General features: G+C 67.4%; 18 protein-coding genes. 6 read left to right on the top strand and 12 right to left on the bottom strand.

Annotated elements, in window-relative coordinates; genetic code table 11:
- Positions 1–49 precede the first annotated feature (49 nt).
- The 3 genes from AC5RUM_RS11250 to AC5RUM_RS11240 form a co-directional block, all read right to left on the bottom strand.
- Positions 50–3574 (bottom strand): ATP-dependent helicase, encoded by a 3525-nt coding sequence (locus tag AC5RUM_RS11250; protein WP_494035003.1) that lies wholly within the window; start codon positions 3572–3574, stop codon positions 50–52.
- On the bottom strand, positions 3571–6846 hold the full coding sequence (locus tag AC5RUM_RS11245; RefSeq protein ID WP_494035148.1) for an ATP-dependent helicase: 3276 nt from the start codon (positions 6844–6846) through the stop codon (positions 3571–3573). The genes AC5RUM_RS11250 and AC5RUM_RS11245 overlap by 4 nt, the downstream gene beginning before the upstream one ends.
- Before the next feature lie 110 nt (positions 6847–6956).
- Positions 6957–7373, bottom strand: a complete 417-nt coding sequence (locus AC5RUM_RS11240; RefSeq protein WP_494035002.1) for an MGMT family protein — start codon at positions 7371–7373, stop codon at positions 6957–6959.
- A gap of 119 nt (positions 7374–7492) precedes the next feature.
- Here AC5RUM_RS11240 and AC5RUM_RS11235 point away from each other — a divergent pair, with 119 nt between their 5' ends.
- The 4 genes from AC5RUM_RS11235 (at position 7493) to AC5RUM_RS11220 (ending at position 11215) form a co-directional block, all read left to right on the top strand.
- Positions 7493–8203, top strand: coding sequence for a 3'-5' exonuclease (locus tag AC5RUM_RS11235; protein ID WP_494035001.1), 711 nt, complete (start codon positions 7493–7495; stop codon positions 8201–8203).
- Between the two features lie 303 nt (positions 8204–8506).
- Positions 8507–9574: a methionine ABC transporter ATP-binding protein gene (locus tag AC5RUM_RS11230; RefSeq protein WP_494035000.1), complete on the top strand. Its 1068-nt coding sequence runs from the start codon at positions 8507–8509 to the stop codon at positions 9572–9574.
- On the top strand, positions 9571–10242 hold the full coding sequence (locus AC5RUM_RS11225) for a methionine ABC transporter permease (protein WP_494034999.1): 672 nt from the start codon (positions 9571–9573) through the stop codon (positions 10240–10242). The genes AC5RUM_RS11230 and AC5RUM_RS11225 overlap by 4 nt, the downstream gene beginning before the upstream one ends.
- Before the next feature lie 130 nt (positions 10243–10372).
- Complete coding sequence (locus AC5RUM_RS11220) at positions 10373–11215, top strand: MetQ/NlpA family ABC transporter substrate-binding protein (protein WP_494034998.1); 843 nt, start codon at positions 10373–10375, stop codon at positions 11213–11215.
- A gap of 116 nt (positions 11216–11331) precedes the next feature.
- On the opposite strand, the gene hemL is transcribed toward AC5RUM_RS11220, so the two are convergent.
- Genes hemL through hemQ form a run of 7 tightly spaced genes read right to left on the bottom strand, consistent with a single transcriptional unit; the run spans position 11332 to position 18739 of the window.
- A complete protein-coding gene (hemL, locus tag AC5RUM_RS11215; RefSeq protein ID WP_494034997.1) occupies positions 11332–12666 on the bottom strand; it encodes a glutamate-1-semialdehyde 2,1-aminomutase in 1335 nt (444 codons plus the stop codon).
- A 5-nt stretch (positions 12667–12671) separates the two neighbouring features.
- A complete protein-coding gene (locus AC5RUM_RS11210; RefSeq protein ID WP_494034996.1) occupies positions 12672–13775 on the bottom strand; it encodes an LLM class flavin-dependent oxidoreductase in 1104 nt (367 codons plus the stop codon).
- Entirely contained in the window at positions 13775–14755 is a 981-nt protein-coding gene (gene hemB / locus AC5RUM_RS11205) for a porphobilinogen synthase (protein WP_494034995.1), read from the bottom strand. Before hemB ends, AC5RUM_RS11210 begins: the two co-directional genes overlap by 1 nt.
- A 10-nt stretch (positions 14756–14765) precedes the next feature.
- Positions 14766–15782: a uroporphyrinogen-III synthase gene (locus AC5RUM_RS11200; protein WP_494034994.1), complete on the bottom strand. Its 1017-nt coding sequence runs from the start codon at positions 15780–15782 to the stop codon at positions 14766–14768.
- Positions 15783–15804: 22 nt separating this feature from the next.
- Positions 15805–16803: a hydroxymethylbilane synthase gene (gene hemC / locus AC5RUM_RS11195; protein ID WP_494034993.1), complete on the bottom strand. Its 999-nt coding sequence runs from the start codon at positions 16801–16803 to the stop codon at positions 15805–15807.
- Positions 16800–18041 (bottom strand): ferrochelatase, encoded by a 1242-nt coding sequence (locus AC5RUM_RS11190; protein ID WP_494034992.1) that lies wholly within the window; start codon positions 18039–18041, stop codon positions 16800–16802. Before AC5RUM_RS11190 ends, hemC begins: the two co-directional genes overlap by 4 nt.
- Complete coding sequence (gene hemQ, locus AC5RUM_RS11185) at positions 18038–18739, bottom strand: hydrogen peroxide-dependent heme synthase (RefSeq protein WP_494034991.1); 702 nt, start codon at positions 18737–18739, stop codon at positions 18038–18040. The genes AC5RUM_RS11190 and hemQ overlap by 4 nt, the downstream gene beginning before the upstream one ends.
- Positions 18740–18897: 158 nt before the next feature.
- Between hemQ and AC5RUM_RS11180 the strand changes: the two genes are divergently transcribed.
- Positions 18898–19806 carry a hypothetical protein gene (locus AC5RUM_RS11180; protein ID WP_494034990.1) on the top strand — a complete coding sequence of 303 codons (909 nt, stop codon included), beginning with the start codon at positions 18898–18900 and terminating at the stop codon, positions 19804–19806.
- A 121-nt stretch (positions 19807–19927) separates the two neighbouring features.
- Here AC5RUM_RS11180 and AC5RUM_RS11175 read toward each other — a convergent pair whose 3' ends face one another.
- Together AC5RUM_RS11175 and hemE are read right to left on the bottom strand one after the other, a co-directional pair.
- Positions 19928–21466 carry a protoporphyrinogen/coproporphyrinogen oxidase gene (locus AC5RUM_RS11175; protein ID WP_494034989.1) on the bottom strand — a complete coding sequence of 513 codons (1539 nt, stop codon included), beginning with the start codon at positions 21464–21466 and terminating at the stop codon, positions 19928–19930.
- A 3-nt stretch (positions 21467–21469) separates the two neighbouring features.
- The gene (gene hemE, locus AC5RUM_RS11170) at positions 21470–22564 is read right to left on the bottom strand and encodes a uroporphyrinogen decarboxylase (RefSeq protein WP_494034988.1); all 1095 of its coding nucleotides are present in this window, start codon (positions 22562–22564) and stop codon (positions 21470–21472) included.
- 157 nt (positions 22565–22721) lie between these two features.
- On the opposite strand from hemE, the gene AC5RUM_RS11165 reads away from it, so the two are divergent.
- The gene (locus AC5RUM_RS11165; protein WP_494034987.1) at positions 22722–24068 is read left to right on the top strand and encodes a glutamyl-tRNA reductase; all 1347 of its coding nucleotides are present in this window, start codon (positions 22722–22724) and stop codon (positions 24066–24068) included.
- Positions 24069–24097 lie beyond the last annotated feature (29 nt).

Below are 24097 nucleotides of genomic sequence, written 5' to 3'. Positions count from 1 at the left end.
ACCTCCCATGGGCGCACCTCTTGGGATCGGCCTTTGCTTCCGGATCGGCCTACGCCTCCGGATCTGCCTGTGTTTCCGGATCGGCCAGGGCGGCTGTCACGATGGCTTCCAGTTCGTCGCCGGAAGCGAGATCGTGCGGGCGCACCACCTGGTTGTCTGCGACGTAGTAGAAAGCGGCCCGCACCTGTTCAACCGGAACGTCCTTGAGGCGGGCCCAGGCGAGCCGATACACCGCGAGCTGGACGCTCTTGGTTTTGAGCTGACCCGCTGAGGGTCGGCGCCCGGTCTTCCAGTCGACAAGATCCCAGCCGCCGTCGGCGTCCCGGAACACGGCGTCAATGCGGCCGCGGACCACGACGTCGCCGATCCGGGTTTCGACCGGCACTTCGATGTGGGCCGGCGACCGGTGCGCCCATTCGGATGCCTTGAACGTGGCAACCATGTCCTCGAGGCCATAGGCCTCGTCAATGTGGTCATCGGATCCGGGGGCTTCATCAATGTCCAGCATGCCGGACGTCCCGAAGTACTCCTCCACCCAGGCGTGGAACGCCGTGCCTTTTCGGGCGGACATGCCGGGTTCCCGAGGGACTGGCCTCCTGAGCCGCTGCAGTACTGCCGCGGAGTCCTCATCAAGGGCAACCAGAGTGGAAGCGGAAATGTGTCCCGGCAGGTGCACGTCACGGCTGCTTGCGCGTCGGGCCCGCCGCTCGAGCAGCAGGCCGGCTTCCCGTGACCAGCCAGCAGCCCAGGGCCGGAGTACGCGGCTGTTGCCAGTTTCGGGCTCCAAAGCGGGTGCGCCGGAGACCGCCTGCGTCCCCTGCCGGTCGACTTCCTGCAGCACACGGGCAGCGGCGCGGTCCATAGCGGCCCGCCGCCCCGGGACAAGCCGGAGCCGCTTCCCGGTTCGGGGGTCAGCAGGTCCTTCCAGCGGATCGTACGGCCAGATGGCCACCTCGAGGTCCTGGGTCAACGGGCTTTCCTGCGGCAGGGAAACCTCGTCCACCGAGTCGGGATGGATTTCCGCCACCCTGCCGCCAGCTGTGACTGAGCCGGCTGCCTCGCCAATGCCCGCCAAGGGTCCGAGTTCAGCAAGGAACGGCGACATCTCCGCCATTCCGCCGCGGGCACCGACCCAGGCGGCGCTGGAAATCCACAGGACATGCTTTGCCCGCGTGTACGCCACATAGGCGAGCCGCCGTTCTTCAGCTTCGCCGTGTGCCTGGACGGCGGCCTTGAAGTCCTTCTCAGCGTCGAGCCACCCTTTCTGGTCCGGCTGGTCCAAATCCCACTGGGGCAGGTCAGCTCGGTCACCGCGGAGCGGCCAGGGCAGCGCCGCCGAACCGCTGCTCCACCGGGAGTCACGGCTGCTCGGGAAGGACCCGGAGTTCAGGCCCGGCACAAACACGACATCCCACTCGAGTCCCTTGGAGGCGTGGACTGTGAGCAGCTGGACGGCTTCGTGGTTCACGTCAGGCGGCGGCACATCCAAGCCGCCCTCCTCTGCCGCCGCCGCCTCGAGCCACGCCAGGAAGGCGAGGATGTCCACGCGGTGCGACGTCTGAAGGAAGCCCGCGGCAGCGTCCTGGAAGGCGTCGAGGTTCCGCCGGGCCTGATGGATGCTGAGCCCGGGCCGGGCTGCGACCTCAATATCCAGCAGCATGGCGCGTTCCACCTCGCCGAGGAGAGTTGTGAGGTCGTCCCCGATGAGTCCGCGCAGATGCCGCAGCTCGGTAGCCAGCCGGCGCAGGCGTTCCAGGGCAGCTGCCGTCAGGGTCCGTCCGTGCGCGGAAGTCCAGCCGTCCCTGGGCAACCAATCCAGGGCTTCCACCAGGCTCGCCGCGTCTGTCAGGTCCCCTTCGATGACAACGTCGGCGGCGGAAGCTGGCTCCTCGTCCGCGATGGCCGCATCGGCTGCATTCTGGCCACGCCGGCGCGCGAGGTAGGACGACCAGTCACGGAACGCCATGAGGTCTGCCGGGCCGATCCGCCATCTTGCGCCGGCCAGCAGCCGCATCAGGGAATCTGACCGCCCGGGATCAGCAAGGACACGCAGCGTAGAGACGAGGTCGACGATTTCCGGAGTGTCCAGCAGGCCGCCCAGTCCCATGATTTCGTAGGGAATCCCGTTGGCCTCGAGTTCCCGTCGGATGCACTCCATCTGGGCCCGCCGGCGGCACAGCACTGCCATCGCGGGCGGGACCGGCGCGCCGGCTGACTGCTTTTCAAAGTCCGTAACCCGGAATTTCAGGAGATCGCGCGCAATCGCTGCCGCTTCATTTTCGTCAGTGTCAAACCGTCCCATGACCACCCGCCCTTGGGATGCGGCCGGGCTCGGCTGCAGGGGCGGCACTTCGACGGCGGCCGCCGACGTCCGCTGGCCGGCGGGTCCAGCCGCTGCGGCCGCAGCGCTCAGCGGCGCGGAAATGACGTTGGCCGCGGCGAGGATATTACGCCCGTTCCGCCATGCCGTGGTCAGGTAGGAGACGGGGGCCGGACTGAACCGGGCAGCTCCCGATGCCTGACCCGCAACCTTGACCGGGAACTCGCTCACGAAGTGGAACAGCTGGCCGGCTGAAGCGCCGCGGAATCCGTAGATGGACTGGTTGGGGTCGCCCACGGCGGTGACTGCATGCCCGTCGCCAAAGAGACGCGAGAAGAGCACCAGCTGCGCGTGCGAAGTGTCCTGGAACTCGTCCAGCAGCACCACCCTGTACCGCTGCCGTTCCGTGTCCGCGGCGAGCGGGACCTGCCGGGACACCTTCGCGGCCAGGGCGACGAGGTCGCCAAAGTCCAGTGCTCCCCGCGCCCTCTTGGCCTCGGAGTATCGGCCCACGAGTTCGGCCACACTGGCCCGCGTCCGGAGCATCGCGCCGAGCTCGCCGGCGGCCTGGGTGGGGTTCTTCTTCGCGCCGGCCACGTACGGGAGACCTTCGAAGTCGGCCAGCCGCTCCATCAGCCAGTCCTGGACCTCGGCTGGCTCGCGGAGGTGCTCAGCGCACTCACCCGCGAGCTGGATGACTGCTTTTACGAGCGTGGACTTGGCCGCCCGGAAGTGGGCGTACTCGCCGTCGTACGACTCGACGACTTCGCTTGCCAGCTGCCAGGCCTGGGCGCCGCCCAGCAGGACGACGTCGCGCTCGATGCCGAGCCGAAGGCCATAGTCGGACACGATACCGCTGGCAAAAGAGTGATACGTGGATACCTTCGGCTCGAGGGCGTCGGCGCTGAGAAGGCCCTCGGGAAAGAGTGAGCGGCCGGTGTCGGCGGCCGCGATGCGCTGCAGGGCCCCAAGCTTGGCCCGGATACGGCTGGCCAGTTCGCCGGCTGCCTTCCTGGTAAAGGTGACACCGAGGACTTCCTCAGGTTTGACCCAGCCGTTGGCTACCAGCCAGACAACACGGTCCGCCATGGTGGCGGTCTTGCCCGACCCTGCGCCGGCAATAACCAGCCGCGGGGTCAGCGCCGAAGAGATGATGGCCGATTGTTCCGCCGTAGGCAGGTTCTTCTCCCCCAGCAGGACCGAGAGTTCCTCGGGGCTGAACCTGGGCGCAGGGAGTTCGGGGAGGGCGGTCATTCTGTAACCTGCTTTCCCCGTGCACAAAGGGGGCAGACTTCCGGAAGCCTGCAGCCGTGGCCGCCGAAGCCGCCCTTCGAGGGATCGTGCCGAGCTTCGAATTCACGGCCGGACATGACGCCGGCGGCTTCCTTCACCATGTCCATCGCCCAGTTGTCCCCCGGATCCAGTGGATCCTGATGCTGGACTCCCGGGCTCTTCGCCGTGGTGCCCAGCTGCGCCAGCACGGCCCCTCCCGGCTGCGCGCCGGGAGGAAGATCCTGACGGTCGAAGCCCCCCGCGAGGACCGCCGCCTGGTAGGCGCCGAGCTGAGGGTGCCTGCCGAGCTCGGCTTTTCCCGGCTGCCGCTTGCCGGTCTTGAGGTCAACGATCACCAGACGTCCCTGGGAGTCGATTTCCAGCCGGTCCACCTGGCCGCGCAGGACGGCGGAACGGGCTTCCGGGCCAGCATCCGGCCCGTCCGCATCCAGTGTCAGCTGGACCTCAAAGTCCTGCTCCACACCGGCCAACCGCCTGCCTTCGCTGCGCATGACCAGTATGTACTGCGCAAGCTTGCGGACCATGGATTCAGCCCGCTGGAAGTCCAGTTTCCCTTCCCAGTTGTCCTTCATTCCCAGGGCGGGCCACCGCCGGACGAGTTCGGCGAGGTATTCGGCTCCCGAACCCTCAGGGATGTCCTGCGCGATGGAGTGCACCAATGTGCCCAGGCTTCTGGCGAAGTCGGTGGCTGCCTCGCCGCCGGCAGCCTGGACGAACCAGTCCAGGGGCGATTTCTGCACGGACTCCACCTTTGAGGGCGACACGTAGACGGTGCCGCCGGGCGGCACAATGCGTTCATCGGAAGTCAGCGGCGCCAGCCCCCACCAGCTGTGGGGGTGTGCCCCCGGAACGGGAGGATCGGCAGTAGCGAGGCGAGCAAGGACCCTGACGGCCTCGTCAGATTCAGCGTCGAACCTTCCGTCCAGCTGGGCGTACTGGCGCAGCTCCGCCACCAGTGCCCTGAGCGTCAGCGGCCGCTCCACGGAGGTGAATCCCCTTGCGTCCTGATCCGGCTGCAGCGGAGCGACGTAATCAAGGAATGAGGACGGCTGTTCATCTTCCGAAGCCACGGCTGTACAGATCAGCACATCCCTGGCGCGGGACACCGCCGTCGAGAAACTGCGAAGTTCGTCGTACCTGATCTCCCGGAGGCGGCTCAGCGGGCCACGCTGGAGCGCGTACTCCACCCCATGCTCCACGGCATCGGCGAACAGTGTGCTCCCCAACAGCTCGCCGCGCAGCCGGGTATTCGGCCAGACGCCTTCCTGAAGTCCTGCCACGATGACCACCGGCCACTCCCTCCCGGCGGCGCTGGCGGGAGTCATCAGTTCCACGGCATCATCAACCTGTGCACGCGCCGCCAGCGTGTCCATGGGCAGCTCCTGGCTCAGCAGGTACTCAAGGAACTGCACCGGACCGGAACCGGGCATCTGGTCGACGTAGCGTTCCGCAGTGTGGAACAGCGCCATCATGGCATCCAGGTCACGGTCCGCCCGCGCCCCCACAAGCCCTCCGGACAGTGCCGCCGCCGTCCAGGCCCCCGCCAGGCCGGTGGAATTCCACAGCGCCCACAGCACGGTCTCGGCGTTCGCGCCGGGCTCGGCCGCTGCACGGCGCCCCGCATCGATCATCCTCGCGACCCGCCGCGCCGACCGGCCTTCAATTCCCAAGGAGGCGAGCGCGCCGGGCTCGGTGAGCGCCTCCACAAGCAGGGAGTCGCTGGAGCGCCCGCCGCCGCCGAGGATTTCCTCCCGGCGCAGCGACTGACGGAGCCTGCGGAGTTCCAGGGAAGTTGCCCCGCCGATCCGCGAAGTCAACAGCGACACCGCGGATTCCGGCGTCAGCAGGTCAGGGTCAAGGGCCACGGCAAAGGCGTCGAGCAGCGGACGCACGGCAACTTCATCCCGGACAGCGGACTCCGCCACGGGAATCCGCACCGGAATGCCCTGGCCGGACAGATAGCGTTGCAGCTGGCTGAGTTGGCCGCCGTTGCGGACAATCACGGCCATGTCCGCGAAGTCGCGGCCACCATTAATCTGGGCTTCCAGTATCCGCTGGGCAACGTACCGCAGCTCATGAACGGCCGAGGGCAGCAGGTGTGCCTCGACAGTTCCGCCGCTATCCCGGCGTGCCTGCCCCGCCGCCTCCTCACCGCGGCGCTGGTCGGCGTCGGGTTCGTCGAGACGCCGGGCGAGCTGTCCTCCTGCGCGCAGCGAGATCCGGCTGGCTACGCCCAGCCAGGCCTGCGCCACCGCCGGCTGGTGCCTGTGGGCGTACCGGAGCGGCCGCTCCACAACTCCCCCGCCGCCGTTACCGCCCAGAAGGCTCGGCAGCTCTGCGACGAGGTCAGGCCGTGCCCCCCTGAATCCCTGGACGACAGTGTCCGGGGAGGACGTGACATAGACATCCTTGCCCCCGGCGATGTCTGCCAGCAGCTCAAAGACAGCAGGATTGGCTTCATGGATATCGTCGACGAGGATCAGCTGGAGGCGTTCCCGCTCCGCCGCCAGAAAATCGGGTGCGTCCTGGAACAGCTGCCGTGCAGCCGTGATGATGCCGGCCGGATCAAAAGCCTCAGGCATGCGGAGGTCCAGGACATCCCGGTACTCGGCATACAGGGCGGCGGCTGCAATCCAGTCGGGCCTGCCGCACTCATGCCCAAGCTTTTCCAGGTCCCGCGGCGTTCGGCCGGATTCAATGATCCGGTCGAACAGCTGCCGCACTTCCTGCCGGAATCCCCGGGTGGGCAGGGCGGCGGTCAGGTCCGCCGGCCAAGGCAGCCCCAGTCCGGGCAGGGCGTGGCCGTCCAGCAACTCCTTGATGATGAGGTCCTGTTCCGGGCCGGACAGCAGGCGCGGCGCCCGCGGCAGCGGCAGGATCCCTTCTGCTTTGGCCCGCCGGATCAGGTCGAAGGCGTAGGCGGCCCAGGTCCGTGCGGGGGTGGTGCTCAGGCTGCGGTTCAGCCGGGCCGTAAAGCGGTCACGAAGGGTGTCCGCCGCCAGTCTGCCAGGGGCAAGAATCAGGATTCGCTCCGGATCCGCGGCATCCATCTCCACCCGCCGGACTGCCGCTTCTATGATGACGGTCGACTTTCCCGTTCCCGGCGCCCCGGGGACCAGCACGGGACCCGAACCCTGCGGCACCTCCACGGCCGCGACTTGGTCCTCGGTCAGCAGCGGAACGGCGCTGTGGACCTGGCGCGGAGGCAAGAGACGGAGACCGGTCCCGGGCAGCGGCTGGGATCCTGCAAAGGGTTCCTGGTGCTCCGCCGCTTCGCCGAACGGCGCCTCAATGAATGGTGCAGCGGTGGTGAATGGTGCAGCGGTCTGCTGGATAGTTGCGGTCACTCAGACATTCCATCATTTGCCGCTGACAATTTACGCCGCGACGCTTCCAGCCGCTCGGCTATGGCGTCCAGCGTGTCGAAGTCAGCATCGGAGGGCGCCCACCGGGCTGCTGCCAAGTCAATCCGCCAGCGGCCCTCGCCCGTCCTGGCAAAGAGCAGGAAGTCCCCGTGCAACGGCGTGCCCTCCCGCATGTAGTACTGCAGCGCTTCCGCGGCCAACCCTTCCGGGGCCTGGCCACTTGCCCTGAGCACGCGCCACCAGGGCACGCCGCTTCCATAGTGGCTCATGACCGAACCCACCTGCCGCGGGCCCCCTGACCCGATCAGTTCTGCGACGTCCCCGTATGCAACGGCCGAGCCGGCCGGGATGAGCTCCACAACAGCCAGCACTGCCTCGACATACTCCGTCCGCATGGCTCCAGACTATCGGTGGGTGCCCCGTGCCGAAGGTCACGGAGCACCCGGCAGCCGGCGCCGGCGGACACGCACGACACCTGCAATAAACTGTCGGTGCCACCCGGTAGCGTGATCACATGAGCACTTGGAACACCCTCCCGCGGGCCGCCTTCGACCTTGAAACCACGGGCCGGAATTCCCGCGCCGCCCGGATCGTGACGGCATCGGTGACCGTGGTGGATGCTGCCGGGAGTGTCATCCAGGAACATGAGTGGCTGGCGGATCCGGGGGTCGAGATTCCGACGGAAGCCAGTGACATTCACGGGATCACCACCGAGCATGCCCGCAGCAATGGCCGGCCGGCCGCGGAGGTTACCCGGGAAGTCGCCGCGGTACTGCAGCAACTCTTCGACACGGGCGTGCCGGTGATCGCCTTCAACGCCAGCTACGACTTCACCGTCCTGGCGGCCGAATCAGCCCGTTACGGCGTTCCCCAGCTCAGCAGGTTTCCCGTTCTTGATCCCTACATCATGAACAAGCAGGTGGACCGCTACCGCAAGGGCAAACGCACGCTGACGGCACTGTGCGAAGAGTACGGCGTTGACCTCGAAAATGCCCACACGTCCGCCGCCGATGCACTGGCCACACTCCGGGTGCTGGATGCGATGGCCGGCAAGTTCCCGAAGCTGAAGCTGCCAGCCGCCCAACTTCATCAGCTGCAGGTCGATTGGGCCGTCAGCCAGGCAGCGGACTTCCAGCAATACCTCCGCAAGACCAAACCGGCCGCAGTCATCGAGGGCGACTGGCCCGTCCTGCCTCCGGAAGACGCCAGCCGAGGCGACTTCTAGCCTCACACCGCCCCGGGGGCTGGGAATAGCCCCGGGGACTGGGAAAAAGGGGCGCTGCTGCGACTAAGATCACAGCAGACCGGCCCTAAGCGGGCCACAGGCCACCCGGCTGCGATTCAGAGAGCCGCGGATATCTTGTGCATCCCACGGTCGCGTCGGTGGATCGCTTGCACTTATGCGTGAAAATACGCGGGCAGCCGAAGAACCTTCGGAAGTGGCTGCCATATCCTGGCGCTGACATAATTTAGTTCAGAAGCGGGCTTGTGCTATGCCCTGCCCCGTCCCCCTACCGCCTGAGGATACATGATCACAGTTACAGACCTGCGCAAGGTCTACCGTCAGGGGAAAAAGGAAGTAGTGGCCCTCGACGGGGTCTCACTTTCCGTCCCCAAAGGCTCCATCCACGGCATCATCGGCCACTCGGGAGCCGGCAAGTCCACGCTGGTCCGGTGCCTGACCCTGTTGGACCGCCCAACGTCCGGATCTGTGAACATCGACGGCACGGAGCTCAGCTCGGTCAAGGACTCCGAAATCCGTGCAGCCCGACGCCGGATCGGCATGGTGTTCCAGCACGCCAACCTGATGGATTCCCGGACGGCGGCAGCCAACGTCGCGCATCCGCTGGAACTCGTCAAGACTCCCAAGGACACGGTCCGCACGAAGGTGGCGGAGCTCCTAAAGCTGGTGGGACTTGAGGGTTTCGAAAACGCGTATCCCTCGCAGCTGTCCGGCGGCCAGCGCCAGCGCGTGGGCATCGCCCGGGCACTCGCCTCCGACCCCGACGTCCTGCTGTGCGATGAGCCGACGTCAGCGCTGGACCCGGCCACGACCGATGAAATCCTGGACCTCATCCAGGACCTGACCCGGCGGCTGCAGCTCACCGTGCTGATCATCACCCATGAGATGCACGTGGTGAAGCGTGTCTGCGGATCGGTATCACTTCTGGCCAAGGGCCGCGTGGTCGAGGACGGCGAACTGGCCGAGGTTGCTGCTGAACTCGACAGCAAACTGGCCCGGGCGCTCCTGCCCCTGCCGGCCTCGGAACCGATCCGGGGAGCCCTGCAGACCGGCCCCGTGCTGGAGATCCTGTTTTCCGGCGAAAGCGCCAAAGAGCCGGTGCTGACGAGCGTCGCGCGGCATTTCGACATCGACCTGAACGTACTCGCCGGAAGCGTAGAGACGCTCGGCGGGCAGCAGTTCGGGCATCTGCGGGTCCAGCTGGCCGACCATGCGGACTACGACGCTGTCCTTGGGTACCTCCGCGACCGGGGCATCAGCGCCAAGCTGGCAGACGCCGCCGTCCGGTCCGACGAGCCGGACTTCGCCTCTGACACGGCCGACTTCGCCCCCGAGACGGGAGACCTCAAGTGAACGACATCTTCAGCAACCCCGTCCTGGCCAAGGCACTGCCCGAAGCGATCATGGAAACCCTCCAGATGGTGGGAATCTCTGGCTTCTTCACCGTGCTGGTGGGGCTGCCGCTGGGCGTTTTCCTGCACACCACCACACCGGGCGGGCTCCGCCCCATGCCTGTGGTGAACCGGATCGTCAGCGACATCGTCGTAAACATCACGCGCTCCATCCCCTTCGCCATCCTGATGGTGGCCCTGATCCCGCTGGCCCGGCTGCTGGTGGGCACCAGCCTCGGACCTGTTGCGGCGTCCGTTTCGCTCTCCATCGGGACCATTCCGTTCTTTGCGCGCCTCGTTGAGGCCTGCCTGCGGGATGTCCACCACGGCAAGATTGATGCCGCCCAGGTCATGGGCTCCACGAGGATGCAGGTCATCAGCAAGGTGATGCTGCCCGAATCCCTTCCGGCCCTTGTCGCGGCCGCAACCACCACGGTTGTGACCCTGGTGGGGTACAGCGCCATGGCCGGCCTTGTCGGCGGCGGCGGCCTGGGGAAACTCGCCTACAACTATGGGTTCCAGCGGTTCGACGTCACGGTCATGCTCGTCACCATTGTGCTCATCATCGTGCTGGTCCAGGTCATCCAGCTGACGGGTGAATGGATCTCCCGGAGCCTCGACCACCGCTAAACCGGGACCACCCGCCAAATGGCGGGCACCCACCACATCTTCTCAGCAGCGAGTAGCCGCTCACTGCATCTGAACCGGATCCCTCCGCTCCGCCGTCGGGCTCCAGGCTATTTCGAAAGGAACGCATCCGATGCGTAAATCACTCACCCTCCTGGCGACGGGCATTGTCACCGCCCTGACGCTGACCGCATGCGGCGGTTCGTCCGCACCGAGCGCCGAGACCCAGACCCTGGACCCGGCCAAGCCCGCGACGCTCAGCGTCGGAGCCAGCCCGGTGCCGCAGGCCAAGATCCTCGAGTTCATCAACCAGGACCTCGCCCCGAAGGCCGGCCTCAAGCTGGACATCAAGGAGATCGAGGACTACCAGACGCCCAACACCGCGCTGAGCGACGGCTCGCTGGACACCAACTACTACCAGCACAAGCCGTGGTTCGACGACCAGGTCAAGACCAAGGGCTACAAGTTCGGCCATGGCGAAGGCGTCCACATCGAGCCTTACGCCGCCTTCTCCGAGAAGGTCAAGGACATCAGCGAGATCAAGGACGGCGCGAAGATCGCCATCACCAACGATCCCTCCAACCAGGTCCGTGCCCTCCGTGTCCTCGAAAAGGCCGGCCTGGTCAAGGACATCAAGGATGACACCTCGGTGATCTCGCTGACCGACGAGCAGAACCCCAAGAAGCTCAAGTTCTCCGAGAACCAGCCGGAACTGCTGATCAACGACCTCAAGGACCCGTCCGTGGACCTTGCGCTCATCAACGGCAACTTCATCCTCAAGGCAGGCCTTAGCACCAAGGATGCCTTGGCTGTGGAGTCCACCGAAAACAACCCGTACGCCAACTTCCTGGCCTGGCGGGAAGAGTCGAAGGATGATGCCCGCATCAAGAAGCTCGACGAGCTCCTCCACTCCCCCGAGGTCAAGGCCTTCATCGAGAAGGAATGGCCCAACGGTGATGTGACCCCGGCCTTCTAGCAAGGCCCGTCTCCGCCGGGAGACGACAAAAAACTCCGGATCCGCTGTCGCGGGTCCGGAGTTTTTTGTTGCCGCACTGCCCCGTTGTGCCTAAGCACCGGGACGGACGACGGCGGTCAGGCCTTCGAAGCGGCGGCAGCCGCCTCCGCTGCGGCCGGCAACGCATCGAAGATACGGTTCATGGCCGCGTCATCGTGGGCTGCGGACAGGAACCAGGCCTCGAACACGGACGGCGGGAGGTAGACGCCGGAATCCAGCATGGAGTGGAAGAAGGGGGCGTACCGGTAGGCCTCCTGCTTCTGTGCGTCGCTGTAGTTGTGGACTCCGTGCTCCGAGGTACCGAACGCCACCGAGAACAGGTTTCCGGCGCGCTGGATGGAGTGGTCGACGCCGGCGGCGTCCAGTGCCGAGGACAGGGCCGAGGACAATTCAATCGACCGCGCATCGATGAAGGAGTAGACGTCGCGGGTGGCATGCGTGAGGGTTGCAACGCCGGCCGCCATGGCCACCGGGTTGCCGGACAGCGTCCCGGCCTGGTAAACGGGCCCGGTCGGAGCGAGGCAGTCCATGACGTCGGCGCGTCCGCCGAGGGCCGCCGTCGGCATGCCCCCGCCGATCACCTTTCCGAACGTGAGCAGGTCCGGGGTCCACTGTTCGGCAGAATCCGCGGCGCCGCCGGTAAGGCCCCAGTAGCCGGCGTAGCCGGTACGGAAGCCCGTGAGGACCTCGTCCAGGATCAGCAGCGCGCCGTGGGCCGCCGTGATGCGGGACAACCCGGCGTTGAAGCCCTCGCCCGGGGTGACGACGCCCATGTTGGCGGGTGCCGCTTCCGTGATCACGGCAGCGATGTTGGGGCCGTGCTCGGCGAAGGCGGCTTCGACGGCGCCGAGGTCGTTGTACGGGAGGACCAGTGTTTCGGCGGCGGTCGCCGCTGTCACCCCGGCGGATCCGGGCAGGGCGAGAGTGGCAACACCGGAGCCGGCGGAGGCGAGCAGGCCGTCCAGGTGGCCGTGGTAGCAACCGGCGAACTTGATGATGAGGTTGCGGCCGGTGAAGCCCCGGGCCAGCCGGACAGCCGTCATGGTGGCCTCCGTGCCGGTGGAGACCATCCGGATCCGCTCCACGGCCGATACGCGTTCCTTGACGATTGACGCCAGGTTGGCCTCGTCCGGCGTGGAGGCGCCGAACGACAGCCCGCGGTCCACTGCGGCGTGGACGGCGTCGAGGACGGCAGGATGGGCATGGCCAAGCAGGGCCGGGCCCCAGGAGCAGACCAAGTCAACGTACTCGTTGCCGTCGGCGTCCGTCAGGTAGGGTCCTTTGGCGGAGACCATGAAGCGCGGGGTTCCGCCCACGGAGCCGAATGCACGGACCGGGGAGTTGACGCCGCCGGGCATGAGCTGGCGGGCGCGGTCGAAGAGTTCCTCGTTGTGAGGCATGCTGGAAGTCATGCGTCCTATTCTTTCAGGAGTTCGTTGACGCGGGGTGCCACGGCCATCCCGAACAGCTCAATGGAGCGCATCATGGCGGGATGCGGCAGTGACCCGCTGCTGTACTTAAGGTCGAAACGGTCCACGCCGAGGTTTTGTTTAAGCCGGACGATCTTCTGCGCCACAGTTTCGGGCGAGCCGACGTACAGGGCCCCTTCAGGCGTGCACATTGCGTCGAACTCACCCCGGCCGGCGGGACCCCAGCCGCGTTCGGCACCGATCCTGTTCCGAAGTTCGAGCCAGTGCGGGAAGTATTCCTCCCGTGCTTCCTCATCGGTGGCGGCCACGTGTCCGGGCGAGTGTGTGGCCATCTGCTGCATGGGATGCCCGTACTTCGCCATGGCTTCCCGGTAGAGATTGGCCAGCGGCGCGAAGGACCTCGGCTGTCCGCCGATGATCGCGAAGATGATGGGGTAACCGTACTCGGCGCAGCGCAGCACCGACTCGGGCGTGCCGCCCACGCCGATCCAGGCCGGTAGGAGATGGTGTTCGAGATGCGGATAGACGCTCAGTCCCTTCAGGGCCGGCCGGGTGCGGCCCTCCCAGTGCACGGGCTTCTGAGCGCGGACCCTGTGGAACAGCTCAAGCTTTTCCTCGAAGAGGACCTCGTAGTCCGCCAGGTCAAAGCCGAACAGCGGGAAGGATTCGACGAACGAGCCCCGGCCCAGCATCACCTCGGCCCTCCCGCCGGAGAGCGCATCCAGAGTCGAGAAGCGCTGGAAGACCCGGATGGGATCGTCGGAGCTCAGCACGGTGACGGCCGAGCCGAGCCGGATCTGCTCGGTCCGTGCGGCGGCGGCCGCGAGGAAGACCTCGGGTGCGGAGACCGCAAAATCCCGGCGGTGGTGCTCCCCCACCGCGAAGGCGTGAAGTCCGACGGCGTCAGCCAGCTCCGCCTGTTCGAGCAACTGCCGCAGGACCTGGGCGTGCGGCACCGGGCCTCCGTCTGCCCCTGCTCCAACGTCTCCGAAGGTGTTGAGCCCCAGGAGGATCCGGCCAGGCCCGACAGGATCAGTGGGGCCGGCCTGGGTGCCCGTCCGGGTGGACGAACTCTCCGGCGTTTCGCTCATCAGGATTCCTTCAGCCAGCCGGCCAGCTCGCTCGCCCAGTAAGTGAGGATCATGTTGGCACCTGCGCGGCGGATGCCCAGGACCGACTCCGTGATGGCTGCCCGGCGGTCGATCCAGCCGTTCCCCGCCGCCGCCTCGATCATGGCGTACTCCCCCGAGATCTGGTACGCGGCCACGGGGACGGGGCTCATCTCGGCAACGTCCCTCAGGATGTCGAGGTAGCTCATGGCGGGCTTCACCATGACCATGTCAGCCCCTTCGGCGAGGTCCAATTCCACTTCCTGGATGGCCTCGCGCCGGTTGGCGGCGTCCATCTGGTAGGTCCGGCGGTCCCCCTTCAACTGGGAGTCCACCGCTTCCCGGAACGGTCCGTAGAACGCTGACGCGTATTTGGCCGCGTAGGCAATCACCGCGGTGTTGACGTGCCCGGCGTCTTCGAGTGCCTGCCGGATGACGCCGATCTGGCCGTCCATCATGCCGGAGGGGCCCAGCACGTGGGCCCCGGCGTCGGCCTGGGCCACTGCCATCTTGGCGTAGATGTCCAGCGTGGCATCATTGTCGACGTAACCGTCGCCGTCCAGGACGCCGCAGTGGCCGTGGTCGGTGAATTCGTCCAGGCACACGTCGCTCATGACCACCAGGTCGTCGCCCACCTCGGCCCGGACGTCGCGGATGGCCTTGTTCAGGACGCCTTCCGGATCCAGGGACGCGCTTCCCTCGGCGTCTCGTTTCGCCGGAATGCCGAACAGCATGATGCCGCCCACGCCCAGTTCAACGGCTTCCGCTGCGGCACGTTTCAGGGTCTCGGTGGTGTGCTGCACAACGCCGGGCATGGAGGTGATCGGGTTGGGCTCGGAAAGGTCTTCGCGGATGAAGGCAGGGAGGATCAACTCCGCGGGGGCGAGCCGGTTCTCTGCAGTGAGCCTGCGCATCGCCGGAGTGGTGCGGAGCCGCCGCGGGCGGTGGTTCGGAAAACTCATGTCCTGTCCTTCACTGGGTGCCTGATGCTGTCGAATGGATGTCGGGGTTGCGTACGGCGTCGGGATGAACGGCGCGGATGACGGCAGCCACAAGGCCCTCAGGCGTGGCTTCGGTTGCCGTTGCGGCAACCGTCAGGCCGAGCGCTTCCGCTTCGGCGGCCGTTGTCCTGCCGATGGCGACAAACCGGCAGGCTCCCAGCGGGGCAAGCATCGTGCTGATGCTGCGGGCAGCGCTCGGTGAAGCGGCGACGACGGCGGCCAGCCCGCCGTCGGATATCCAGGCTTTGGCTTCCGCCGGCGTGAGGGACTTCGCCTCCGCGCCAGCCGCCGTCTCCTCGCCAGCGGGCACTCCCTGACCGGGCATTCCCTGCGCGGCGAGGCGCCGGCCCGGCTCCGCCGGGTAGTCCACCGTGTGATACGCCACGACTGTCCTCACGTCCGCCCCCTTGGCTCTCAGGCCAAGGGCGAGGGCGGGGGCCGCAATGTCCGCCTGGGGCAGCAGCACCGTGGCGGGGCTCTCGGGCCACTCCCCGGCAAGACCGGCGGCGGAATGGTCGTGGTGTGGTACCAGGTGCACTGCCAGTCCGGCGGCGTCAAGGGCTTTCGCGGTGGACGGGCCTACAGCAGCGACGCGCGTCGCTGCCGGAACCCACTGGTGCAGCGCCACCTCCCGCTCGGCGGCCTTGACCTGCAGCGCCAGGACCGTGGTGGCGCTGCTGACCACGAGCCAGGCAAAGTGCCCCGAGCCGAGGGCGTCGAAGGCCTCGTCAAGGGCTGCCTGGTCCAATGCACGTTCGAAGTCCTTGAGCGGAAGCAGGAGCGGATCCGCGCCGGCGAGACGCAGCTGCGTCACGAACGGTCCGGCACGGTCAGGGCTGCGGGTGACCAGGATACGGTCGCCCTCGAGAGGGCGCCCGCCCTGCGGCTCCGGCACCCTGGTGGCCGGCGCTCCGGAGTCCACCGCTCCGGAATCCGGCACTCCGGGGTCCGGCACTCCGCTGGCCGAACCGTCGCCCCTCAGTCCCATGACGTCGTTCCCTGCAAACCTCTCAGGACGCCGTCAGGTCCGCGATGTCGGCAGCCCCGGCAGCCAAAAGGACCTCGGCCAGCTCAATGCCCAGCAGAGTGGCTCCGACTTCAGTCAGGCCGTCCGTGGCCCGCTTGTCGCGCACCATCGCCGTGCCGTCGACAGCGCAGACCACGGCTTCGAGGTGCAGCAGGCTGCCCTTGCGGTAGGCGTAGGCGCCCACAGGGGCTGCACAGCCGGCTTCGAGCCGGGCAAGCAGTGCCCGCTCTGCGGTAATCGCCAGCCGGGTGTCCTGGTCATCAACGGCCGCAAGGGCCTGCGCGAGGGCGCCCTGCGACGCCTCGGCGGAGCCTGCCTGGCGGGGGGCCTCAGCCGTGCGGCATTCGATGGCCAGGGATCCCTGACCGGCGGCCGGCAGCATGATATCGGTTTCCAGGTATTCGGTGACGGTGTCCAGCCGGCCGATGCGCTCCAGGCCGGCAGCGGCCAGGACAACGGCATCCAGGTCACACGACTTTCCGGCCACGACTGCCTCGGTGGCGTTGCCCGGCAGTCCCGGGACGCGCCCCAGACGGGTGTCCACATTGCCGCGGATGTCCACGATGTCCAGGTCGGGACGGACAGCCCGGAGCTGCGCGGCGCGCCTGGGTGAACCCGTGCCCACCCGTGCGCCTTTGGGAAGGTCCGCCAGTTTGAGGCCGTCGCGGGCGCACAGGACATCGCGGACATCCACGCGCGGCGGAGTCGCGGCAAGGGTCAGCCCGGCAGCCGGTCCCGTGGGGAGGTCCTTCAGGGAGTGCACGGCGACGTCGCATTCATTGCGCAGCAGGGCGTCGCGGAGCGCGGCCACGAAGACGCCCGTGCCTCCCATTTGCGATAGCGAGCCCTTGAGGACGTCCCCCTCGGTCCTGATGTGCACGAGCTCGACGGGGAAGCCCCCGACGGCGGCCAGCAGGTCGGCGGTCTGCTGCGTCTGGGTGAGGGCGAGCTTGCTGGCCCGAGTGCCGATCCGGACGGTCACTGCGTGTCCTGACTTGATGAAGGATAGGGGCCGTGGCCGGTGCCCACGGTGGTGTCGGCGCCCGCAATGGTCGGCTTTTCGCCGCGGAAGTTGGCGCAGCAGCCGGGGCGGCAGATGTCGTACCAGGGACCCAGCTCTGTGGCTGCCGGGCGGTCCTTGATGTTGTTCGCCACGGTGCGTTCGCAGATCAGGTCCACCAGTCCATTGACGAAACGGCGGTGGGTGCCCGGCGTCGGAACGCGGGTGGCTGCGAGCCCAAGGTTCGCGCACGTCTCCAGCGCTTCCGTATCAAGGTCCCAGACCACTTCCATGTGGTCGCTGACGAAGCCCAGCGGAACAATCACGATGCCCTTGACGCCCTGCTTGGAAAGGTCCTCGATGGCGTCGTTGATGTCGGGCTCGAGCCAGGGCACGTGCGGGGCACCTGAGCGCGACTGGTACACGAGGGACCATGGGGCGGAAAGGCCGGATTCCTCTTCCACCCTGCGCATGACTTCGGTGCCCGTTGCCAGATGCTGCGCAACGTAGGCTGAGCCCTCGGCGAAATCGCGGGGCTCATCGGGGGACTTTCCGGCAGCGTCGGCGTCGCGCGTGGGGATGGAGTGGGTGGCAAAGAGAACGTGGATGGGGGCGTCCGGCGTTCCGGCTGCGGCGAGCTGGGCTCGGACGTCGGCGATACCGGCGGCCGTGCCTTCGATGAAGGGCTCGACGAAACCGGGGTGGTCGAAGTACTGCCGCACTTTGTCCACCTCGAGTTTGCCGTCGAGGCCTGTTTCTGTCAGCGCCATGCCGATGTCCTCGCGGTACTGGCGGCAGCTGGAGTAACAGGAGTAGGCACTCGTGGTGAGCATAAGCAGCTTGCGGTGGCCGGCGTCGTAGGCGTCCTGAAGGGTCTGCGGGATGTACGGATCCCAGTTCCGGTTGCCCCACAGCACCGGCATGTCGATGCCCCGGCGGGCCAGCTCCCCTTCCAGAGCGGCTTTTAGTTCGCGATTCTGCTGGTTGATCGGGCTGATGCCGCCGTTGGCACGGTAGTGGTGGGACACCTCTTCGAGCCGCTCATCCGGGATGCCGCGGCCGCGCGTGACATTGCGCAGGAAGGGAATGACATCGTCCTGCCCCTCCGGACCACCGAAGGATGCGAGAAGAACGGCATCGTACTCCTTGGGCGCCATCCGGCCAGCCTCGGTCACCGGGTTTACCGCAACGGCAGACTCCTGGGGATCCAACGGGCTCATGCCAGCACCTCGGCAATCTCCCCGGCGGTGATGCGCCGTCCGGTGTAGAAGGGAATTTCCTCGCGCACGTGGTTGCGGGCCTCCGTGGAACGCAGGTGGCGCATCAGGTCCACCAGGTCGACGAGCTCTGGGGCTTCCAACCCCAGGATCCACTCCCAGTCGCCGAGCGCAAACGAGGAGACGGTGTTCGAGATGACCTGGGGGAAGTCGCGGCCAAGCAGGCCGTGGTCCCGGAGCATCTTGCCGCGCTCTTCTTCGGGCAGCAGGTACCACTCGTAGGACCGGACGAAGGGGTAAACACAAAGCCATTCGGCCGGTTCCACACCGCGGGAAAAGGCCGGCGTGTGGTTCTTGGCAAATTCCGCTTCGCGGTGCACGCCCATGGCGGACCACACCAGTTCGGTTCCGGCGAAGAGCTTGCTGCGGCGGATATCGCGGATGGCCTGCTGCAGCGCCTCGGGCTTGGGCCCGTGCAGCCAGACCATGACGTCAGCATCGGCACGCATGGCGGAGACGTCGTAGCTTCCGCGGTGGGTCACCCCGCCCTCGGCCAGGCGCGCAATCAGGGCATCGAAATCGTCGGCAGCGTCTGCGCTGCGGAGGATGTCTGCGGAGCGCTTGAAGACGGTCCAGAGGGTGAAGAACTGCTCGGCTGATTCTTCGGTTTTGGTGACAGATTCGGCAGGAGTGTGGCTCATGGGTACAAGTCTGCCCGTTCCGTGCGTCCAAGTCGAAAAACCCCACTTCTACAGAACGTAGAAGTGGGGTATTTCACAGCACAGGCTTCTGGTGGACTGTTCGTTACAGAGCCCTGCGGATTTTGTATGCCACGAGTCCGGCAGCCCCGGCGAGCACGATGAGCCCGGCCCCGACCCAGACCATCGGCGAAACGGAGCCGGCCGGTGACGAACCGAGGACTGCGCTGCTTGGCCTGCTCACGGAGTACCGGGAATCGATTGTTCCCATGTTCATCGGGCCGACGGAACGGGACGAGCCCCACGCCCCGGAGGAAATACTCAGGGTTCCGCCCATCCTGCGATCCGCTGCGGAACTCCCGGCCGCAGCGGCCACCGGGCTTTCGGCTGACGGGCCGCTGGCCGGTGCTGCTGGCGCTGCCGGTGCGGGCTGTACTGCCGGTGCGGGCTGTACTGCCGGTGCCGGCTGGGCAGCCGCGCCGGGCTGGGTTACAGTTCCGGGCTGGGCTGCCGGCGGGTTCTGGACGGCAGGCGCGGGAGCCGTGGCCGCCGGTGAGAAGCCAGGCTTCGACGCGGTGGGCGCAGGCGACGACGCCTGGGACGGGCCGGACGTGGATGTGCTGGAAGGTGCGGGTGCCGGCGCTGTCGTCGGAAGAGGTGTTCCAGGCAGCGTCGGCACGGGAATACTGGGGACGGGGGTGGCGGAGGGTGAGAACGAGGGCCTCGTGGATGAATCCGTCGGCGCGGGCGAGGCTGACGAATCTTCGTCGTCGTCCTCGTCATTGCCCAGGACCGCACCTGCCCAGGCCTCGAGGCTGAGGGTGTCGGACACTGCCGTCCTGACCTGCAGTACGGACTGGTCAGCGTCGGCGGCCGGCTCCGTCGCGGTGTTCGCGTCGGTGCTTGACGGGGTGACGTCCCCCGCGTCCGCCAGCAATGTCGAGGCTGCAGCGTTGGATGCAGGGACGCCTGCGGATAAGACCAGTACCGCTCCGAGCGCAACTGCTGCCGTGCCGCGTCGAAGTCCCCCATGGTTACCGGTCAGCGTACGAAAGTTTTCGGACTTCTGATCGACCATAGTTACCGACCCTAGACACAAAACGCCGGGAAGAAAAACTTGCGGACGGCAGGGCGAGCGGGTATGAACGGCGCTGATTCCAAGGACCGTACTGTCCGTGCCGGAGCCTGGGATTACTGCAGAAAACCGCGCAGTTGCTTCCTGGTGTCTGCCACCACGGCAGCCAGTCCGTTTCCGGCGAGCCAGCCGCCCACCAGCATGAGTCTGTCGCTGTCCCCGCAGATCCGGCGGACGTCGGCAACCCGTTGGCGGTGCCCGACTGCGGCAAACGGGAGGGCCCCGCCCCACGAGACGACATCCCAGCCCACCAGGCTGTCCGCCGTCACAGGCACTGTGAGCAGGGCGGACGCGTCCTGCAGGGCGAGGGCCAGCAAGTCCGAGTCCTCCGGCAATGCGGTGGCGTTGTGCGATGCCCGGTCCGCCCCGTCGGGCACGCTGCCGTCGCGGCGGCCGTACGAAAGCCGCACAACATGCCGCCCCGGCCCCGCTTCCGTAGCCAGCCAGTCCCACTTGGCCGTCGCGTGGGTGAGTGCCTTGGCCCGGATTCCGGGAGTCTGGGGAGCCACCAGGATGCCCGTTCCGCGCGGGCGCCGGTCCAGTTCCGGGAGGTCGACGACGAGCGTCACCAGTTTCACTTCCGGCCCGGGGCCGGGCCGGTGGCCGGCCAAGGCCGGCACCGCGTCCTCAAGCAGTCCGATGGCTGCGGGTCCGTCGAGCGCAACCACCAGCAGGCCGGCGTCGTACGTCGTGGCCGCCGGGCCGTCGGGGTGGCTGCCTGTTTCATTACCAATTGTTGCGGCGTCCGCGACGATCCGCCAGCCATCCTGGGTCCGCGTGGCCGAACGGGCCCGGCTGCCGGTGACCATCTCCACGCCGCGCCGGCGGAGGTCCGCCACGAGCGCCGACACCAGGGTGTGCATGCCGCCTTTCAGCCCGGCGACCGCAGAGCCCGCCTTGGCGCCGCCGGTGGTTGGGGCGTCGGCGGCTTGGGCGCCGGCAGCCGGGGCGGGGGCGCGGCGCTGCGCTGCAACAGCGGCCGCCAGCGAACCGTGCCGGACGATTCCGGCGCGGAGGCCCGGCGCCACCATGTCCACGTCCAGGAGAGCAGGGTCGGCCGAGTGCACACCGCCAACCACCGGCTCGACCAGCCGCGTGAGGACGCGCCGCCCCATCCTGGCCAGGACCAGGGCAGAGACACTTGTGACGTCGGCAGCGGTCCCCACGGAAGCGGGCAGGATCCTGTCCAGCGACGCACGGAGCGATCCGGCGATCCCCAGCGAGCGGCGCGCCTCCGGGTCCCAGGGGTTTGCCGGTATCCCGAGGACGCCGGTCTTGGGAAGTTCGCGCGGCCCTTCCGGCAGCTGCACCCAGGCACCGCCCGGGTGGGGTGCCACGATGGCATCGCCGAGGCCCAGCTCGCGGGCGAGATCGGCCACCGCGCTCGAGCGCGTGGCGAACGATTCGGCGCCGCTGTCCAGGGCGAGCCCGGCAACCTCATGCCGGCCGACGCAGCCGCCCCACGAGCCCGTGGCTTCGAGCAGCGTGACAGCCACTCCGGCCTGCGCGAGTTCCCGCGCTGCAAGCAGCCCCGAAATGCCGCCGCCCACCACCAGGGCGGTCTGTCCGGGCGCCGGAGGGCTTCCCGCCTCCATGCCTTACTCCGGGGAGATGGAGTGGATCAGCGTTACGACGCGCGTCAGCACGTCCGGGTCCGTTTCCGGCGGGACGCCGTGGCCGAGGTTCAGGACGTGGCCAGGTGCCGAGGCACCGGATGCGATGACCTCCCGGACATGGGCTTCCAGCACCTCCCATGGTGCGGACAGGAGGGCCGGGTCGATGTTTCCCTGCAGGGGCACCGTCCCGCCCAGCCGGCGGTTCGCCTCCTCCAGTGGCAGCCGGTAGTCCACGCCGACGACGTCGACGCCGACATCGCGCATCGCGACCAGGAGCTCGGACGTTCCCGTGCCGAAGTGGATCAGCGGCGCGCCGAGATGCCGGACGTGGTCCAGCGCCCGCGCCGAGGCCGGCGCAACGAAGCGGGTGTAGTCGGCCAGGCCGAGGGACCCGGCCCAGGAGTCGAAGAGCTGCCCTGCCGAGGCTCCCGCTTCCAGCTGGGCCCGCAGGAACAGCCCCGAGGCGTCGGCGGCCCAGTTGGCCAGGGCCGTCCATGTTTCCGGGTCCGCGTGCATCATGGTGCGCGGGCCGAGGTGGTCGCGGGACGGTTTGCCCTCGACCATGTACGCGGCAAGGGTGAAAGGTGCTCCGGCGAAACCAATGAGCGGCGTCTTGCCCAGCTGAGCCACCGTCAGGCGGACGGCTTCGCGGATCGGTTCCAGCGCCTCCCAGGTGAGCGTGGGCAGGGCAGCGACGTCGGCGGCGGTGCGCACCGGCTTGCTGAGAACGGGGCCCACGCCCGGCACGATGTCCACGCCGACACCGGCCAGTTTGAGCGGAATGACGATGTCCGAAAAAAAGATGGCCGCGTCAACGTCGTGGCGGCGCACGGGCTGGAGAGTGATCTCCGAGGCGAGTTCCGGCCGCAGGCACGAGTCCAGCATGGCCACGCCCTCGCGCACCTTCAGGTATTCGGGCAGGGACCGGCCGGCCTGGCGCATAAACCACACGGGCCTCCGGCTGGGCTTGCCGCCACGGTATGCAGTAATAAGCGGCGAGTCGGCAGTGCGCCCGTCCATGAGCGGATGGCCTGCATCAAGAACCGTGCCATCTGATGTTGCAGCGCTAGAAGTCATCCTTTGATTGTGCCGAAAATCGCCTCCAAAAGATAACGACAGACTGTCATCCCGCTGCCCAGGCGACGCGGCGTGGCGGGAATCACAGGCGACCGGGCACGCCATCCCGGCCAAGGGTTGTTCTACGTCGCTGCGAAAAAGCTATGATTGTCCTGCTGTGGTTCTTTTTTCATTGGTGGCAACACACGCCGACATCGACCTCGAAACCGTCGCTCAACTTAGCAACGGTTCCTCAGGCATCGCTACATCCGCCCTCGCCGGATCGCCGGCAGTGACGGGTGCCGTTGTCCTTGCCACCTGCAACCGCTACGAAGTTTACGGCGAGGCGGCGCATGCGGACGACGTCGAAGCCGCCCGCGCCGCGCTGGTCGGGCAGATCAGCGAGATGAGCGGCCTCAGCGAACAGCTCGTATCGCGGTCCTTTAGTACGCGGACCGGCCCCGAGGTCAGCCACCACCTGTTCGCGGTCAGCTCCGGGCTGGACTCCGCTGTCGTCGGTGAACGCGAAATCGCCGGACAGGTGCGGCGTGCCCTGATCACGGCGCAGCACGAAGGCACGGCCAGCTCCGGACTGATCCGGCTCTTCCAGGCCGCGTCCAAGACGGCCAAGGACGTCGGCGCGCAGACCGCCCTCGGATCCCGCGGCCTGTCCATCGTCTCGGTGGCCCTTGACCTCGCCACAGATCTCTCCGAAGATCCCGACTGGAGCACTAAGAAAGTTGTGGTCTTCGGCACCGGCGCCTACGCAGGCGCCACCATGGCCCTCCTGCGGGAGCGCGGCTGCCGCGACATCTCCGTCTTTTCGTCCTCCGGCCGCGCGGCCACCTTCGTGGCAACGCGCGGCGGAACGGCGCTCGACGGCGACACCCTCCACCCAGCCGTTGCCGCCGCGGACGTCATGATCGGCTGCAGCGGATCGGACACCAGGGTTGAGGCAGCGGAACTGGCCGAGGTGCGTGCCGGATCCACCCGTCCCCTGATCGCCATTGACCTGGCACTCACGCATGATTTTGATCCTGCGGTCGGAGAGCTCGACGGCGTTGAGCTCCTCACGCTGGAATCTGTCCGCCTCGCCGCTCCCGAGGAGCAGGCCGAATCCCTGGCCCAGGCCAGCAGCATAGTCTCCAGCGCCGCGTCGGCTTTTGAACAGGAGCGCGAGGCACGGTCCGTGGACTCGGCCATCGTGGCACTCCGCCGCCACACCATGAATGTGCTGGACGCGGAGATGGAGAAGGTGCGCGCCCGTCACGGCTGCACCGCCGCGGCCGAAGAAGTTGAGTTCGCCTTGCGCCGCATGGTGAAGCAGCTGCTCCACGTGCCCACTGTCCGGGCGAGGGAGCTGGCCGCCAACGGCCAGCAGGACGACTATGTGGCCGCCTTGGAAACCCTGTACGGCATCACCGTGGAACAGCCCGCCGCCGCACCCAAGGCCGAGTGCCCGGTTGACCACATCCAGCTTGCCGCCGGGCTTCCCGAAGCTGAGGCCCAAAGGAACTCGGCCTAAACGGGGGGCCTCACCTCCATAGTCCGGCC

This window comes from Arthrobacter sp. B2060, from assembly GCF_059090445.1.
This window is presented reverse-complemented; position numbering and strand designations above follow the sequence as displayed.